The 16,278-nt window shown below is 73.1% G+C and carries 13 protein-coding genes; 7 read left to right on the top strand and 6 right to left on the bottom strand.

Annotated elements, in window-relative coordinates:
• Window positions 1–29: 29 nt before the first annotated feature.
• Window positions 30–2,243: a thiamine pyrophosphate-dependent enzyme gene (locus ACWEN6_RS03590; protein ID WP_452568779.1), complete on the bottom strand. Its 2,214-nt coding sequence runs from the start codon at window positions 2,241–2,243 to the stop codon at window positions 30–32.
• 203 nt (window positions 2,244–2,446) lie between these two features.
• On the opposite strand from ACWEN6_RS03590, the gene ACWEN6_RS03595 reads away from it, so the two are divergent.
• Window positions 2,447–3,496, top strand: a complete 1,050-nt coding sequence (locus ACWEN6_RS03595; RefSeq protein ID WP_452568780.1) for a hypothetical protein — start codon at window positions 2,447–2,449, stop codon at window positions 3,494–3,496.
• A 183-nt stretch (window positions 3,497–3,679) separates the two neighbouring features.
• Here the strand turns inward: ACWEN6_RS03595 and ACWEN6_RS03600 are convergent, their stop codons facing one another.
• The 4 genes from ACWEN6_RS03600 to ACWEN6_RS03615 all read right to left on the bottom strand — a co-directional run bounded on the left by ACWEN6_RS03600 (window position 3,680) and on the right by ACWEN6_RS03615 (window position 6,804).
• Window positions 3,680–4,552, bottom strand: coding sequence for an ABC transporter permease (locus ACWEN6_RS03600; RefSeq protein WP_452568781.1), 873 nt, complete (start codon window positions 4,550–4,552; stop codon window positions 3,680–3,682).
• Window positions 4,553–4,555: 3 nt separating this feature from the next.
• Window positions 4,556–5,542 carry an ATP-binding cassette domain-containing protein gene (locus ACWEN6_RS03605; RefSeq protein ID WP_354839417.1) on the bottom strand — a complete coding sequence of 329 codons (987 nt, stop codon included), beginning with the start codon at window positions 5,540–5,542 and terminating at the stop codon, window positions 4,556–4,558.
• The gene (locus ACWEN6_RS03610) at window positions 5,539–6,060 is read right to left on the bottom strand and encodes a PadR family transcriptional regulator (RefSeq protein ID WP_452568782.1); all 522 of its coding nucleotides are present in this window, start codon (window positions 6,058–6,060) and stop codon (window positions 5,539–5,541) included. Before ACWEN6_RS03610 ends, ACWEN6_RS03605 begins: the two co-directional genes overlap by 4 nt.
• Before the next feature lie 147 nt (window positions 6,061–6,207).
• On the bottom strand, window positions 6,208–6,804 hold the full coding sequence (locus ACWEN6_RS03615) for an SACE_7040 family transcriptional regulator (RefSeq protein WP_354839422.1): 597 nt from the start codon (window positions 6,802–6,804) through the stop codon (window positions 6,208–6,210).
• Window positions 6,805–6,891: 87 nt separating this feature from the next.
• Here ACWEN6_RS03615 and ACWEN6_RS03620 point away from each other — a divergent pair, with 87 nt between their 5' ends.
• From ACWEN6_RS03620 to ACWEN6_RS03645, 6 genes are all read left to right on the top strand, one after another.
• Complete coding sequence (locus ACWEN6_RS03620; RefSeq protein ID WP_354927078.1) at window positions 6,892–8,478, top strand: carboxyl transferase domain-containing protein; 1,587 nt, start codon at window positions 6,892–6,894, stop codon at window positions 8,476–8,478.
• Between the two features lie 11 nt (window positions 8,479–8,489).
• The gene (locus ACWEN6_RS03625; protein WP_452568783.1) at window positions 8,490–10,583 is read left to right on the top strand and encodes an acetyl/propionyl/methylcrotonyl-CoA carboxylase subunit alpha; all 2,094 of its coding nucleotides are present in this window, start codon (window positions 8,490–8,492) and stop codon (window positions 10,581–10,583) included.
• Window positions 10,580–11,629, top strand: coding sequence for a hydroxymethylglutaryl-CoA lyase (locus ACWEN6_RS03630; RefSeq protein ID WP_452568784.1), 1,050 nt, complete (start codon window positions 10,580–10,582; stop codon window positions 11,627–11,629). The genes ACWEN6_RS03625 and ACWEN6_RS03630 overlap by 4 nt, the downstream gene beginning before the upstream one ends.
• Before the next feature lie 5 nt (window positions 11,630–11,634).
• A complete protein-coding gene (locus tag ACWEN6_RS03635; protein ID WP_452568785.1) occupies window positions 11,635–12,801 on the top strand; it encodes an acyl-CoA dehydrogenase family protein in 1,167 nt (388 codons plus the stop codon).
• A gap of 188 nt (window positions 12,802–12,989) precedes the next feature.
• Window positions 12,990–13,406, top strand: coding sequence for an ester cyclase (locus ACWEN6_RS03640; protein ID WP_354839437.1), 417 nt, complete (start codon window positions 12,990–12,992; stop codon window positions 13,404–13,406).
• A gap of 133 nt (window positions 13,407–13,539) precedes the next feature.
• A complete protein-coding gene (locus tag ACWEN6_RS03645) occupies window positions 13,540–13,989 on the top strand; it encodes a GNAT family N-acetyltransferase (RefSeq protein ID WP_354839439.1) in 450 nt (149 codons plus the stop codon).
• 69 nt (window positions 13,990–14,058) lie between these two features.
• Here ACWEN6_RS03645 and ACWEN6_RS03650 read toward each other — a convergent pair whose 3' ends face one another.
• The gene (locus tag ACWEN6_RS03650; RefSeq protein WP_452568786.1) at window positions 14,059–15,975 is read right to left on the bottom strand and encodes a hypothetical protein; all 1,917 of its coding nucleotides are present in this window, start codon (window positions 15,973–15,975) and stop codon (window positions 14,059–14,061) included.
• Window positions 15,976–16,278: the final 303 nt, after the last annotated feature.

The raw sequence follows: 16,278 nt of genomic DNA on the forward strand, positions 1-16,278 counted from the left end.
CGGAGCGCCATGTCCCCGCGGCGCGGTCGTCAGCCGAGGAGCTTGCGGGCGGCGCCTTCGATGTCGTGCTCGGACAGCAGCACGTGGGCGGCGGCGTCGCCGAGCGGGACGAAACTGTCCCGCGAGGTCACCCGGGCGACCCGGCCGGTGTAGCCGGCGTCGGCGAGCGCGGCGAGCACCCCTTCGGAGACCCCGCCCGAAGCGCGCGTCTCGTCGGCGATCAGCACCCTGCCGGTCAGGTCGGCCGCGCGCAGCAGGTCCTCCACCGGCAGCGGCGACAGCCACCGCAGGTCGAGCACGCGGCAGCCGTACCCCTCGGCGGTGAGCCGGATCGCCACGCGCAGGCTCATGCGCAGGCCGTTGCCGAAGGTCACGATGGTGAGGTCGCGGCCGTCGCCGTAGGAGCGGCCCCGCCCGATCGGCACGTGGGTCTCGGCCCACCGCGAGGGCGGGACGTACGCCGACAGCCAGCCGTTGTCGCCGTCGTCCATCAGGTCGCGGGTGTTGTACAGCGCGATCGGCTCGAGGAACACCGACACCTCGCCGTCGGCCAGGGCCGCGGCGACGCAGGTGCGCAGCATCGCCGCCGCGTCGTCCGGCCGGGCGGGCGAGGCGACGACCAGGCCCGGGATGTCGCGCAGCGCCGCGACGGAGTTGTCGTTGTGGAAGTGGCCGCCGAACCCCTTCTGGTAGGAGTACCCGGCGACGCGCACGACCATCGGGTTGCGGTAGGCCCCCTGGGAGAAGAACCGCAGCGTGGCCGCCTCGCCCCGCAACTGGTCCAGCGCGTTGTGCAGGTAGGCCAGGTACTGGATCTCGGGGATGGGCAGCAGCCCGGAGGTCGCCGAGCCCAGGGCCAGCCCGAGGATGGACTGCTCGTCGAGCAGGGTGTCGAACACCCGGCCCGCGCCGAACCGCTTGAGCAGCCCCCGCGTCACCCCGTACACCCCTCCCTTGCGGGCGATGTCCTCGCCGAACAGCATGACCTCGGGGTGGGCGCCCATCAGGTCGGCGAGCGTGCGGTTGATGGCCTGGGCGAGCGTCAGCGGGCCCTCGCGCTCGGGCGGGGTGTCGCCGAACAGGGGCCCGCGGTCGGCGGCGGGCCGCGCCGCCCCGGCCGCCACCTGGGCGGGGTGGCGGGGCGCGAGCGGCTCCATCACCTCGTGCGCGGAGCCCAGCCGGGGCCTGCGGGTGCATTCGAGGGCGAGTTTCAGCACGTGCTCGCGCAGCGACTCGTAGCGCGCGGCCAGGTCGTCGGGCGTGGCCAGACCGGCCTGCACCAGCAGTCGCGCGGTGGCGACCAGCGGGTCGCGGGCGAGGTCGGCGGCGAGCTCGCGGGGCGTGCGGTAGGCGGACTCGACGTCGGAGCCGGCGTGCCCCATCAGGCGCACGGTGCGAAGGTGCAGGTAGGCCGGGGACCGGTGGGCGCGCACGTGCTCGACGGCCTGCCGGGCGGCGTCGTAGGCGTCCGGCAGGTCGCAGCCGTCGGCGGTGAAGCGCGGAATCAGCGGGTGGCCGGCCGCCTCGACCCAGCCGCCGGGGGTGCGGACGCTGATGCCGATGCCGTTGTCCTCGCAGACGAACAGGATGGGCAGCGGCAGCCCCTGGTAGGCGCAGTACGCGGCGGTGTTGAACCCGGTCAGGGCGCTGGCGTGGTTGGCGGAGGCGTCGCCGAAGCTGCACACCGCGACCGACCCGGCGGGCCAGGGGGAGCCGGCGACGCCGAGCTTGCGGGCCCGTTCGATGGCGAAGGCCACGCCGACCGCCCGGGGCAGGTGGCTGGCGATGGTCGAGGTCTGGGGGATGACGGCCAGGCCGGGGTGGCCGAACACCTTGTGGCGCCCGCCGGCGATGGGCTCCTCGGCGGCGGCGGTCAGCCCGAGCAGCACGTCGCGCAGCCCTTCTTCGGCCAGGCGGCCGGCCTGCGCGGACCGGGTGAGGTAGAACGCCCCGGAGCGGTAGTGCAGCAGCGCGGGGTCGGTGACGCGCAGGGCCGCCGCGACCGCGGCGTTGCCCTCGTGCCCGGCGGAGCCGATGGTGTAGAAGCCCTCGCCCTGCTCGCGGAGCCAGCGGGCGGCGATGTCCAGCATCCGGCTGGCGAGCTGGATCTCGAACAGGTCGCGGCACACGGCGCCGGTGAGCGTCGTGCCGGCCCGCACGGGCAGGCCCGGATCGCGGCGGTTCCCGGGGACCATCGCGGCGACCGACTCGATGAAGTGCGTCTCTACTGTGTCGCGGGCCACAAGGCCGATTATGTCGCCATGAACCGGGCCGCGTCCCGTGGCTTGCCGAGACTGGTCCGGTGTCCGAGTGGATCGGTCCATTTGACCGGTATTACTGACAGTTTGTCAGATCGACCAACCACTGCCACCTCCCGGCCGTCTACCTAGAGGAAATGACGTGGCACCCTCAAGCCGCGTTAAGGCAACGGGAAGGACGGATCCCCGTGTTACAACGCATCCGCGCCATCGTCGTGACGATGGCGTTGGGCGCCGGAGCCCTCGCTCTGGTGTCCACGCCGGCCTCGGCGACGGCACAGGCCGCGCCCACCGTGACCTCGGTGGACGTGAGCCCGAGCACGGTCGTCGTGTACGACAAGGACGGAAAGGCGGTGACCTTCAGCTTCCTGGTCGACGGGGCCACCACGGGCGGCTTCACGCTGAAGCGGCCCGACGGGTCGACCGTCGACGTCGAGGCCAAGAAGGTCGGCGACAGCGACGGCAAGCAGAAGTGGCAGGGCACCCGCACGTTCACCCGGTCGGACGCCTCCGGCAGGTGGAGCGTCACGGCCAAGGCGACCAGCGTCGTCGGAACCGGGACGGCGAGCGAGAGCTTCCGCGTCCTGCAGATCTGGCACACCCACCTCTCGGACTTCCGCATCGGCCCCGACCTGGCCGACGAGGGTGACCGGCTGGTGGCCCGCGGGCGCCTGTCGGTCGAGCGTGCGAGCGGCTGGGACGGCTCCCGGGGCAAGAAGGTCGACCTGCTGTTCAAGGCCGACGGCTCCCGCCGCTGGAAGGTCGTCGGGCACGACTGGACCGACCGCGGCGGCCGGTTCTGGATCAGCACGGAGGCGGTCGAGTCGGGCTGGTTCCGCGCCGCGTTCGACGGCGCCCCCGGCGTTCGGGGGACGAGCAGCCGTCCCGAGCACGTCACGGTGCACAAGGTCGTCAAGCCGGCCGCCACGCGGGTCGTCCGCTTCAACGCCTCGCCCGAGCCGGTGAAGTACGGCAGGTACCTCACCAACCGGGGCACGCTGCAGGTCTGGGACGGCGACCACTGGACGGCTTATGACCACACGAAGGTCGCGCTGTACTTCAAGCGGGCCCACCACTCCAAGTGGGAGTACGTCAAGACGGTCGGCACCAACGGCGCCGGCGCCTTCTCAACCAAGGTGAAGGCCTGGCACTCCGGCTACTGGAAGGTCGTCTTCAAGGGCGGCGATGACACCAAGTCGTCGACCAGCAAGGCCGACTACGTGAAGGTGAAGCGGTAGCACCAGCGGTCGGGGCGATCGCCGGAAACGGTGATCGCCCGCGACGGCGATCGCCGGGAGACGGCGATCATCTGAGATGACGACGGCCCGGGAGCCCTGCTCCCGGGCCGTCCGCGTCCCGCCTGCCGCCCGGAGTGCGTGCGGTCGATCCGCGCGGTCGGTCCGTGCGGTCGGTCCGTGAGATCAGTCCGTGCGGCGGAACTGGGCGATGGCGACGCCGAGCAGCGCGACGCCCATCAGCGCGACGATCGCGAGCTCGACTCCGGTGGTGACCCGCCAGCCGAACCAGTGGACGCCGGGGTTGAGCGCCTCGACGGCCCGGGGGCTCACGTTCAGGTGGCTGAAGACGGCGTGGCGCATCGGGTCGACCGCGTACGTCAACGGGTTGATCTTGGTGAGCACGGCCAGCCACGCCGGCAGGTTGGCGAGAGGGAACATCGCGCCGGACAGGAAGATCATCGGCATGATCGCCATCTGCATGATCCCAAAAAACGACTGCATATTTTTCATCCGGGCGGCCAGGCTCACGCCGAACGCGGTGATGGTGAAGGAGGCCAGGAACATCTCGCCGAGCAGGGTGAGGATCAGCGCGGGGGAGTAGGGGACGTGCACCAGGCCCGCGAGGGCCAGGATGATGACGCCCTGCGCGGTCGCCACGATGCCGCCGCCCAGGCACTTGCCGATCACGATGGACGCGCGGCTCACCGGGGCGACCAGCATCTCGCGCAGGAAGCCGAACTCGCGGTCCCACACGATGGAACCGGCCGAGAACATCGCCGTCGTGATCACCGTCATCGCGATCACGCCGGGGTAGATGAAGGTGCAGAAGTCGACCCCTTCGCCCGGTCCCCGCGAGACCAGCGTGCTGAGGCCGGTGCCCATGACGAACAGCCACAGCACGGGCTGCACGAGCGTGGACACCATGCGGGTGCGGTCGTTGACGAACCGCAGCATCTCGCGGTGCAGGACGATCCTGACCGCGCGCAGGTCGTGCCGCACGCTGCGTCCGGGGACGCGCACGCGGACCACTCCGGGAGCGGTGACGCCTGTGGTCATCGGTTACCTCCTCGCCATCGCGCGCATCCACGTCGAAGCGCCGCCGCCCTCGGCCTCGGCGTCGCGGATCGTGGAGCCGGTGTAGTTCATGAAGACGTCGTCGAGCGAGGGCCGCGACACGTTGACCGAGCGGATCGGCACGCCCAGCTCGGCGAACAGGCGGGGCACGAACGCCTCGCCGGAGGCGACGGCGAAGGTCACCACGCCCTCCCGCAGGGCGGCGTCCAGCTCGAAGCGCTCCTTGAGCGAGGTGATCGCGAGCTCGTCGTCGGCGGTGTGGATCTGGACGCGGTCCTTGCCGACGCTGGCCTTGAGCGCCTCGGGGGAGTCGACCACGACGATCTCGCCGTGGTCGATGATCGCGATGCGGTCGCAGTACTCCGCCTCGTCCATGTAGTGCGTGGTCATGAAAATGGTGATGTCCTCGGTGCGCCGCAGCCGGTTGATGTAGCCCCAGATGGCCGAGCGGGTCTGCGGGTCAAGCCCGACGGTCGGCTCGTCCAGGAACAGCACCCGGGGGGAGTGCAGCAGGCCGCGGGCGATCTCCAGGCGGCGCTTCATGCCGCCGGAGAAGGTGTTGACCTTGGCGTCCTTGCGGTCCCAGAGCGCGACCATCTCCATGACCTGCCTGATGCGCTCGGCGACCGCCTCGCGCGGCACCCCGTACAGCTCGGCGTGGAAGCGCAGGTTCTGCTCGGCCGTCAGGTAGCCGTCCAGCGTCGGGTCCTGGAAGACCAGCCCGATGTTGCGCCGGACCTCGTCGCGCTCCCTGACCACGTCGTGCCCGGCCACCGACGCCTGTCCGCCGGTCGGGCGGGCCAGCGTGCACAGCATGCTGATCGTGGTGGTCTTGCCGGCGCCGTTCGGCCCGAGGAACCCGAACACCTCGCCGGGCCGCACCTCGAAGTCGACGCCCTTCACGGCCTCGAAGTCGCCGTAACTCTTGCGCAGCCCGCGTACGGCGACGGCGGGCTCCTCGCTTGTCGTCATCGTTCCGTCTCCTCCTCGTCACCGTCGTCGGCGAGGATCGCGAACACCGACCGCCTGGTGCTCTTGAGCAGCTCGCGCGCCGCCGCCACCTGCCGGGGGCTGGCGACCTGGGCGAGCTGGCCGAACGCCTCGCCGAGCCGCCCCCACAGCATCCGCAGTTCCATCATGTCCTCGGGCAGCGTCCGCGCCACCTCCGACCAGGGATCGCCGAGAGCGCGGGCGGAAAGGTGCCGGCGTCCGTCCTCGGTCAGGGCGTAGGTGCGGCTGCCGCCGGACTCCTCGCCGGTGATCAGCCCCTCGTCCTCCAGCTGCTGCAGGGCGGGGTACACCGATCCGGGGCTCGGCCGCCAGACTCCCTGGCTGCGGTGCTGGATCTCCTGGATCATCTGGTACCCGTTTCGGGCCCCCTCGCCCAGCAGGGACAGCAGGGCGGCCCGTACGTCGCCGCGCCGCACCCGCGGCGGGAAGTGCGGCCCGTCGGGCAGGCTCCGGGAACCCGCGAAGTTCCAAGCGTCCATCTCACCGATCTTCCAACTATCGAGATATGTTAACGATATATCTAGATAGTTGACGAGACAAGCCCTAATTCGGACATGGGGGAGGTTACGACGCGCCGTGTAGGGCGGGCGTATGGCGGCGAGGCGGGACCGCCGGCCGGGTGGGAGTTAGCGCCCGTTAACGAGGCCGGCCAGGGCGGCGCGGGCCATGTCGTGCAGGAGGGCGGCCATGGCGTCGCGGGGCAGTTCCCCGGCGCTGTGCGGGGTGGAGTTCAGCAGCCCGAACACCGCGTGCGTGGCTGCGCGCAGCCGCGGCGGCGGCACCCGGGGGTACAGCTCGCTCAGCACCGTCACCCACTCCTCGACGTAGAGCCGCTGCAGCCGCCGGATGCGGCGCCTTTCGGGCTCGGGGACGTTGCCGAGCTCGCGGTCGTGCACGGTGATCAGCGCCGGATGGTCGAGCGCGAACTCGATCTGCCCGCTGAGCAGGGCGTCCAGGGCCTCTCGCCCGTCGGCGGCCCGGGTGGCGCGTTCCACGGCCGAGGTGCGCAGCCGCTCGCTGATGTCCAGCAGCATCTCGGCCAGCAGCGACTCCTTGCCGCTGAAGTGGCGGTAGAGCGCCGGCCCCGAGATGCCGACCGCCCCGCCGATCTCCTCGATCGACACCCCGTGGAAGCCCCGGGCCGCGAAGAGCGCGGCCGCCGCGTCGAGGATTTCCCTGCGGCGAGGGCTCGGAACGCGGGTAGGACTCGGCACAGCGGTCATAAAGCGCAATGGTAGACGAATCAGTTAATGGTGACTAACATCCGAGGCGGTGTTAGCGGACGTTAACCCAGGGAGGTGCGTGCGACCATGGCCCCTGTGCTCCGGACGACGGCGGGTCCGGGCGGCGAGGAGTTCAAGCGCAACGCGGAGGTCAACGAGCGACTGGCCGCCGAGCTGCGCGAGCGCCTGGCCGTCGCGGCCCTGGGCGGTCCCGAGCGGTCCCGGGCCCGGCACGTCGAGCGCGGGAAGCTGCTGCCGCGCGACCGCGTCGGCACGCTGCTCGACCCCGGCTCCCGCTTCCTGGAGCTGTCCCCGCTCGCCGCCACCGGCCTGTACGGAGACGAGGCGCCGGCGGCGGGCATCATCACCGGCGTCGGACGGGTCTCCGGCCGCGAGTGCGTGATCGTCGCCAACGACGCCACCGTCAAGGGCGGCACCTACTACCCGATCACCGTCAAGAAGCACCTGCGCGCCCAGGAGGTCGCCCTCCACAACCACCTGCCGTGCGTCTACCTCGTCGACTCCGGCGGCGCGTTCCTGCCCCTGCAGGACGAGGTGTTCCCCGACCGCGAGCACTTCGGGCGCATCTTCTACAACCAGGCGACCATGTCCCGGCGCGGCATCCCGCAGATCGCCGCCGTCCTCGGCTCCTGCACCGCCGGCGGCGCGTACGTTCCGGCCATGAGCGACGAGGCCGTCATCGTGCGCGGCCAGGGAACGATCTTCCTCGGCGGGCCGCCGCTGGTGAAGGCCGCCACCGGCGAGGAGGTCACCGCCGAGGAGCTCGGCGGCGGCGAGGTGCACTCCCGGGTCAGCGGGGTCACCGACCACCTCGCCGACGACGACTCCCACGCGCTCGCCATCGTCCGCGACATCGTCGCCACCCTGCGCCCGGCCGGCCCGGCCCCCTGGGAGCGGGAGCGGGCGGAGGAGCCGGCGCACGACCCCCGCGACCTCTACGGCATCGTGCCCGCCGACACCCGCACCCCCTACGACGTCCGCGAGGTGATCGCCCGCGTCGTCGACGGCAGCCGGTTCCTCGAGTTCAAGGCCGAGTACGGCCCCACGCTGGTCACCGGCTTCGCGCACGTCCACGGCCACCCGGTGGGCATCGTGGCCAACAACGGCATCCTGTTCGCCGAGTCGGCGCTCAAGGGCGCCCACTTCATCGAGCTGTGCGACCAGCGCGCCATCCCGCTGGTGTTCCTGCAGAACATCAGCGGCTTCATGGTCGGCAAGGCCTACGAGCACGGCGGCATCGCCAAGCACGGCGCCAAGATGGTCACCGCCGTCTCCTGCGCCCGGGTGCCGAAGTTCACCGTGGTCATCGGCGGGTCCTTCGGCGCCGGCAACTACGCGATGGCCGGCCGGGCCTACGGGCCGCGCTTCCTGTGGATGTGGCCGAACGCCCGCATCTCGGTCATGGGCGGCGAACAGGCGGCCAACGTCCTGGCGACCGTCCGGCCCGGCGGCGACGCCGGCGAGGAGGCGGAGTTCAAGCGGGCGATCCGCGAGCGGTACGAGGAGCAGGGCAACCCCTACTACTCCACCGCGCGCCTGTGGGACGACGGCGTGATCGACCCGGCCGACACCCGCACCGTCCTCGGGCTGGCCCTCTCGGCGGCGTCCAACGCCCCCCTCGACCCCATCGGCTACGGCGTCTTCCGGATGTGACCATGACCTCGATGTTCGACACCGTTCTGGTCGCCAACCGCGGCGAGATCGCGCTGCGCGTCATCCGGACGCTGCGCCGGCTCGGCGTGCGGTCGGTGGCGGTGTACAGCGACGCCGACGCGGGCGCCCCGCACGTCCGCGCCGCCGACGCCGCCGTCCGCCTGCCCTCGGGCTACCTCGCCGTCGAGGAGGTCCTGGCGGCGGCCGGGCGCACCGGCGCGCAGGCGGTGCACCCCGGCTACGGGTTCCTCGCCGAGAGCACCGCCTTCGCCCGGCGCTGCGCCGAGGAGGGCGTCGTCTTCGTCGGCCCGCCCGCCGAGGCCGTCGAGGCCATGGGCGACAAGATCAGGGCCAAGGCCACGGTGGCCGCCGCCGGGGTCCCCGTCGTCCCGGGCGGCGCCGAGCCGGACGACCTGACCGAGGCCGCCCTGCGCATCGGCTTCCCCGTGCTGGTCAAGCCGTCGGCGGGCGGCGGCGGCAAGGGCATGCTGGTCGCCCGCTCGGCCGCGGAGCTGCCGCAGGCCCTGGAATCGGCCCGCCGCACGGCCGCCGCCGCGTTCGGCGACGCCACCCTGCTCGTCGAGCGGTACATCGCCGGGCCCCGGCACATCGAGATCCAGGTGCTCGCCGACGCGCACGGCAACGTGGTCCACCTCGGCGAGCGCGAATGCAGCCTGCAACGCCGCCACCAGAAGATCATCGAGGAGGCGCCGTCCCCCCTGCTGGAGGAGGAGACCCGGCGCAGGATGGGCGAGGACGCCGTCCGCGCCGCCCGCTCGGTCGGATACGTCGGCGCCGGCACCGTCGAGTTCATCGTCGCCGGCGACGAGCCGGGGCACCCGGCCTACTTCATCGAGATGAACACCCGCCTGCAGGTGGAGCACCCGGTCACCGAGCTGGTCACCGGCCTGGACCTGGTCGAGTTGCAACTGCGCGTCGCCGCCGGCGAGCCGCTGCCGTTCACCCAGGAGGAGGTGCGGCTGCGCGGCCACGCCGTCGAGGCCCGCGTGTACGCCGAGGACCCCGCCCGCGACTTCCTGCCCACCGGCGGCACGGTTCTCGCCCTCGCCGAGCCGGGCGACCGGCCCGACGTGCGCGTGGACTCCGGTCTTCGGCCCGGCACGGTCGTCGGCAGCGACTACGACCCGATGCTCTCCAAGATCATCGCCTGGGCGCCGGACCGGGGAGAGGCGCTGCGGCGGCTGGACGCGGCCCTGCGCGCGACCACCGTCCTCGGCGTCACCACCAACATCGCCTTCCTGCGCGCCCTGCTCGCCGACCCCGACGTCGCCGCGGGCCGCCTGAGCACCGGGCTGATCGACCAGCGGCTCGGCGCCCTCCTCGACGCCGCCGGGGGCCGCGTGCCGGGCGGCGCGCTGCCGGGCGAGGTGCTCGCCGCGGCCGCCCTGGTGCTGCACGACGAGCTGGCCCGGCGCGCCGGGGACGACCCGTGGGAGGTGCCCGACGGCTGGCGCGTCGGCGAGCCGGCCTGGACCACCTGGCTGCTCGCGGCGCGCGGCGAGACGGCCGCCGTCCGCGTACGCGGCCTGCCCGCCCGCGGGTGCGAGGTCGCCGTCGCGGACGGCCCGGCCGTGGGCGCGCGGCTCGCGCGGGACGGCGACGCCGTCCAGGTGACCGTGGACGGCGTGACCTCCCGCTTCGCCTGCGCTCTCGACGGCGGCGTCGTCTGGCTCGGCCGCGACGGCCGGTCCTGGGCGCTCACGCCGCACGAGGCGGGGGAGCGCGGCGCCGGCGCCGGGCCGGGCGGCGCGGGCGACGGGGTGGTGCGCAGCCCCATGCCGGGCACCGTCCTGCTGGTCAAGGTCGTCCCCGGCGAGCAGGTCACCGAGGGGCAGCCGCTCCTGATCGTCGAGGCGATGAAGATGGAGCACACCGTCACCGCCCCCGCCGACGGGATCGTCGCCGAACTCGCCGTGCGCGCCGGCCGCCCGGTCGACATGGACGCGGTCCTCGCCGTCATCCGCCCCGCGCCCGCCGAGCCGGGGAGCGATCCGGCGCTCACGGACCCGGGAGGCGATCGGGCGACCGGGGCGCGGCCAGCGTCCGAGCCGGCGGGCGTCTCGGCCGCCGAGGAGGGATCATGATGCGCGCACCGTTCCGGGCGCCCATGGAGGGACTGCCCGCCCGGGTGACGATCTACGAGGTCGGGCCCAGGGACGGCCTGCAGAACGAGAACACCGTCCTGCCGGCCGCGACCAAGGCCGAGTTCGTCGCCCGGCTCGCCCGGGCCGGTCTGACCACCATCGAGACCACCAGCTTCGTCCACCCCAAGTGGGTGCCCCAGCTCGCCGACGCCGAGGAGCTGCTCGGACGCCTCCGGCGCGAGCCCGGCGTCCGGTACCCGGTGCTGGTGCCCAACGAGCGCGGCCTGGACCGCGCCCTCGCCCTCGGCGTCACCGACATCGCCGTCTTCGGCAGCGCCACCGAGTCCTTCGCCCGGCGCAACCTCAACCGGAGCGTGGAGGAGTCGATGGCGATGTTCGCCCCCGTGGTCGAGCGCGCCCGCGCCGGCGGGCTGGACGTCCGCGCCTACCTGTCGATGTGCTTCGGCGACCCGTGGGAGGGACCGGTGCCGATCGAGCAGGTCGTGCGGCACGGCCGGCGGCTGCTCGAACTGGGCTGCACGCGACTGTCCCTCGGCGACACCATCGGCGTCGGCACCCCCGGCCACGTCAGCGCCCTGCTGCGCGCCTTCGCCGACGCGGGCGTCGGCCCCGAGCGGCTCGCCGTGCACTTCCACGACACCTACGGCCAGGCCCTGGCCAACACCCTGGCCGCGCTGCGCGCCGGGGTGAGCGTCGTGGACGCCTCGGCCGGCGGCATCGGCGGCTGCCCGTACGCGGAGAGCGCCACCGGCAACCTGGCCACCGAGGACCTGGTCTGGATGCTGTCCGGCCTCGGCGTCGAGACCGGCGTCGACCTCGCCTCGCTGGTGGAGACCAGCGCGTGGCTGGCCGGGGAGCTCGGCCGCCCGAGCCCCTCCCGAGTCGTCCAGGCCCTGGCAGCCGCGCCCGCCACCACGCGGGCCGGCGCGCCGGAGGCCGGCCAGGCCGCCGGACCCCCGGCGGAGCGACCCTCCGAGCCGGCCACGGGGAGACCCCCCGGGCCGCCGGCCCCAGAACAGGAGTGAAGAGCATGCACCGGCTCACCGACGAGTACGAGGCGCTGCGCAAGAGCGTCGAGGAGTTCTCCCGGGACGTGGTCGCCCCCGTCATCGCCGACTACTACGAGCGCTGCGCCTTCCCGTACGACATCGTCGCCCAGATGGGGCGTATGGGACTGTTCGGGCTGCCGATCCCCGAGGAGTACGGCGGCATGGGCGGCGACTACTTCGCGCTGTGCCTGGCCCTTGAGGAGCTGGCCCGCGTCGACTCCTCGGTGGCCATCACCCTGGAGGCCGCGGTCTCCCTGGGGACCATGCCCGTCTACCGGTTCGGCACCGCCGCCCAGAAGCAGGAGTGGCTGCCCCGGCTGACCTCCGGCGAGACGCTCGGCGCCTTCGGCCTGACCGAGCCGGGCGGCGGCTCCGACGTGCCGGGCGGCATGCGCACGACCGCCGCGCTGGACGCCGGCGAATGGGTGGTCAACGGCTCCAAGGCGTTCATCACCAACTCCGGCACCGACATCACCGGGTTCGTCGCCGTGGCGGCGATCACCGGCCGGCGCGAGCGGGCCGACGGGAGCCCGGCGCCGGAGATCAGCACCGTCATCGTCCCCTCCGGCACCCCGGGGTTCGCGGTGTCCAAGAAGTACTCCAAGGTCGGCTGGTCGGCCTCCGACACCAGGGAGCTGTCCTTCGCCGACTGCCGGGTGCCCGAGGCCAACCTGCTCGGCGAGCGCGGGCGGGGATACGCGCAGTTCCTGCAAACCCTGGACGAGGGCCGCGTCGCCATCGCCGCGCTGTCGGTGGGCCTGGCGCAGGGCTGCGTCGACGAATGCCTGCGCTATGTGAAGGAGCGGCGGGCCTTCGGGCAGGAGATCGGGCGCTACCAGGCCATCCAGTTCAAGGTCGCCGACATGGAGGTGCGCGCGCACACCGCCCGCCTGGCCTACTACCACGCCGCCGAGAAGATGCTGGCGGGCGAGCCGTTCAAGAAGGAGGCGGCGATCGCCAAGCTGGTGAGCTCCAACGCCGCCATGGACAACGCCCGCGACGCCACCCAGATCTTCGGCGGGTACGGATTCATGAACGAGTTCCCGGTCGGGCGCTTCTACCGCGACGCCAAGATCCTGGAGATCGGCGAGGGCACCAGCGAGGTCCAGCGCATGCTGATCGCCCGGCAGCTCGGCATGCCCGCGTAGGGGGCAGATCGCGGGTCAAGGCCTGATCTGCGAGGGGTGTCCGCGCTGTGACCTGCGCTATCGTGCAACATGGGGGCATCGGGGGGTGCGTCCGGCCGGCTCGCCGAGCCTGTCGCGCCGCCGCGTGCCGCCTTCGTCGGCCCCTGCCGCGAGAAAGGTCCGTCCCGATGTCCGAGGCCAGTGAAATCATGATTCGGCTGACTGAGGCCTACAACAGCCACGACGTCGAGGCGATCACGCGGTGCTACGCGCCCCGTGCGGTCACCGTCGCGCCGGGAGGCATCGCCGAGGGGCTGGACGAGATCTTCTCCTACTACGCCGACTGGATCGGCGCCTTCCCTGACTCCGTGGTGACCCCCTCCTTGCTGGTCACGGCGGGTGAGAGCACCATTTTGGAGTTCATGGTCACCGGCACGCACAAAGGGCCGCTGATCATGGCGGCAGGGGAGGTGGCGGAGGCGACCGGCCGCCCCATCGCCATCCGCTGCTGCTCGGTGTGCACCATCGAGGACGGCGCCGTGGCCAGTCACCGGCTCTACTTCGACCAGCTCGAGCTGGCGGCGCAGCTCGGGTACGCCATGCCCGGCAAGGACCGCGCGTTCTGATGCCCCCGGCACCCCCGGGCTCGATTCCGGCCCGCCCCTTGGTCCCCCGCGGCACTCTCGCGCCAAGCGTCACGGGGCCCGCGGAAGGCCGCCGAATGGACGAACCCGCCATCGACTCCCTAAAGTCCTTTTCATGACTTCTGATGATCTCCTGGTGCGAAGGGCTGAGAAGAAGGACATCGAGGAGATCTTCGGGCTCACCCGCGAGTTCGCCATGTCCTTCCGTCCCCAGCGATCGGCGTTCGACGCGGCCTTCCCCCGCCTGCTGGAGAACCCCGACGCCCTGCTCCTGGTCGTGACGGTGGGCGGCACGGTGCGCGGGTACCTGCTCGGCTTCGTGCACCTCACCCTGTTCGCCAACGGCCACGTGGCCTGGGTGGAGGAGGCCATGACCCAGCACGGCTTCCGCCGGCGCGGGCTCGGCCGGGCGCTGCTGGAGGAGTTCGAGACCTGGGCGCGCTCCCGCGACGCCGGGTACATCGCGCTGGCGACCCGGCGGGCGCCGGAGTTCTACGCGGCACTGGAGTACGAGTCCGCGGGAACCTACTACCGCAAGGTGCTCAAGGCCGACCGCCCGGCCTGACGCGCGACCGCTCCCGGGCGGGCCCGCTCACGGGCCCGCCGGCGGCCCGGCGGCGGCCCGGCGGCCGGGTCAGGACGTGAGCTGCGCGTCCAGGCGGTAACCCTCCACCGTGACGTACACCGCGTCGCCCGGCCGGGCGTTGAGGCGCATCAGCACCGGCTGGAGCGAGTCGAACACCGGCTGGCGGTCGCGCCAGACCAGCACCACGGCGTTCTCCCCGGGCCCGGTGACCGACAGCAGCGTGCCCGGGCGCATGCCGAGCTGGGTGGCGTACCCCTCGGGCACGGGCACCGGCTCGCCGCGCAGGTGCTCGGGGGTCACATCGATGCGCTGCCAGCGGCGCGGGTCGGACGCCGGACCGGGAATCGGCGCCTGGGTGGCCGCGCGCGGCTCGGGCACCAGGTGGGGCCGGGGCGGGCCGGACAGCGCCGTCAGCGCGGCCAGAGCCGTCTGGGCGTCGGGCAGGTTGTCGGCGACCGACGGGATGGGCAGGCCGCCGCGCATCTGGTGGCCGTTGGCCCCGGGAGTGCGACGGGGGAGCGGCGCGAACCCGTTGGTCGTGGTGGCCATCGGCTCCGGCGCCCGCGTCATCGCCTTGGGCAGCTCCTCGATCCACGCCTGGGCCGAGTGCGAGCGGATGCCGACCTGGGCCAGCATCTCGACGGCGTCCTCGCCGGAGGTCTTGTCGCCGAGCATCTGCGCCGTCCGCTCGCGCAGGCGGCCGAGGTCGCCGACGACCAGCCAGCCGTCCTGCAGGCGGCGGTCGCGCATGAGCGCCACCAGCACCCGCCACAGCGGCGTGCCCAGCGAGGGGACCTCGATCGGATGCGCCGGGTCGGCCCCGATCAGCTGCTCCTCGGTGGCGGCGACGCCGAGCCATTCGGTGAGCCGGAACAGGTGCCCGGTCACCGCCGTGGACTCCGGCGAGCGCAGCCACTGCAGCACCCGCTCCTCGGCGGCCCGCTGCGCCTGCGAGAGGACGTCGCGGTCGACGTGCAGCTCGTGGGCCAGCGTGCGCAGGCTGACCGGCTGCTCGGCGAACAGCCGCTCTATCGCGACGGCCCGCTCCAGGGGCGTCCATTCGCGGAACACCGCGTCCACCAGCCGGACCAGCGGGTTGTCCGACACCGGCGGCGGCGGAGGCGTCGCGGGGGCGGGCGGCGCCGGAGGTTCGGCGTACGGGGCGCGGGACACGCCGTTCACCGTGGGGTGCGGCCCGGTGTGCTTCCCGGGGAAGGGCCCGGCGGGAGCTCCCGGGCGCGGCCCGGCCGACCGGCCCTGCGGCCCGGTGGGATGACCGGCGTACGGCACGGCAGGCTGCCCCGGCTGCCCCGGCTGTGAGGAGAAGACCGGCTGCCCGGGGACACCTTGCGAGGCCAGGCCGGGCTGCCCGGGGACGCCCTGCTGGGGAAGGCCCGGCTGTCCGGGCTGCGGGACGCCCTGCTGGGGCCCGCCGGGCTGTCCGGGAACCGGGCCTGGCTGCACCGGGTGGGGGCCGGTGCGCTGGGCGGGGTGCGTCGCGCCCGGCGCGCCGGCGGGCGGCGGCACCTGCGGCGAGACGGCGGGCACCCGGCCGAGGACCTCGCGGAACAGCGCGGTGATGATCACCTCGGGCGAGGCGGGGACCGCGGGGACGCGTAGGTCGGCGGCGCTGAGCCGGCGCAGGCGCTGGATGCCGCCCATGCCGCTGACGGCCGACCGGGCGGGCTCGGGCCAGCCGGGCAGCGCCGGGTCGCCGGCGTGGACCTGCAGGGCCGGCAGCACGTCCGTGAGCGTCATGTGGTCCCAGCGGCTGACGGCCAGCCGCGAGAGACGGTCGCAGAGCCACTCGACACCGGTCGTGCCCAGGGCACGGCTGAGGGTGACCGACGCCCACCATCCCCCCGGCAGCCGGGGGTCGGCGAGCACCTCGGCGATCTGCTGAGGCCGGCTCCAGCGCAGAGCCGGGACGAGATCACTCAGGCAGATCATTGAATCGGCGTCCATCGGCTGACCGCATCCTCCCGAGTGTGACGCATGTTGCTAATGGTGCAGCTTACGCCGGAGGCTATCAATTAGCGCCATCAAGGGAGAACATAGCGGCTCGCGCGGCGCCCGGGGGCGCACACGGCCCTCATCGCCACCCCGATCCGCCGCCCTGCCCGCCGTTCTCGCCGCGCCTGCCGCGCCCCCGTGCCCCGTGCCCACCGTGAGGCTTCGCCGCCGGCGGGCCCGTGACGGCGCCCGCCGGCGGGCAGGTCGGAGGGCCGGAGGACGGCCGCCGAGCCGGGCCCCCGGGCAGGCCCCCCC

It is taken from the genome of Sphaerisporangium sp. NPDC004334, assembly GCF_053602655.1.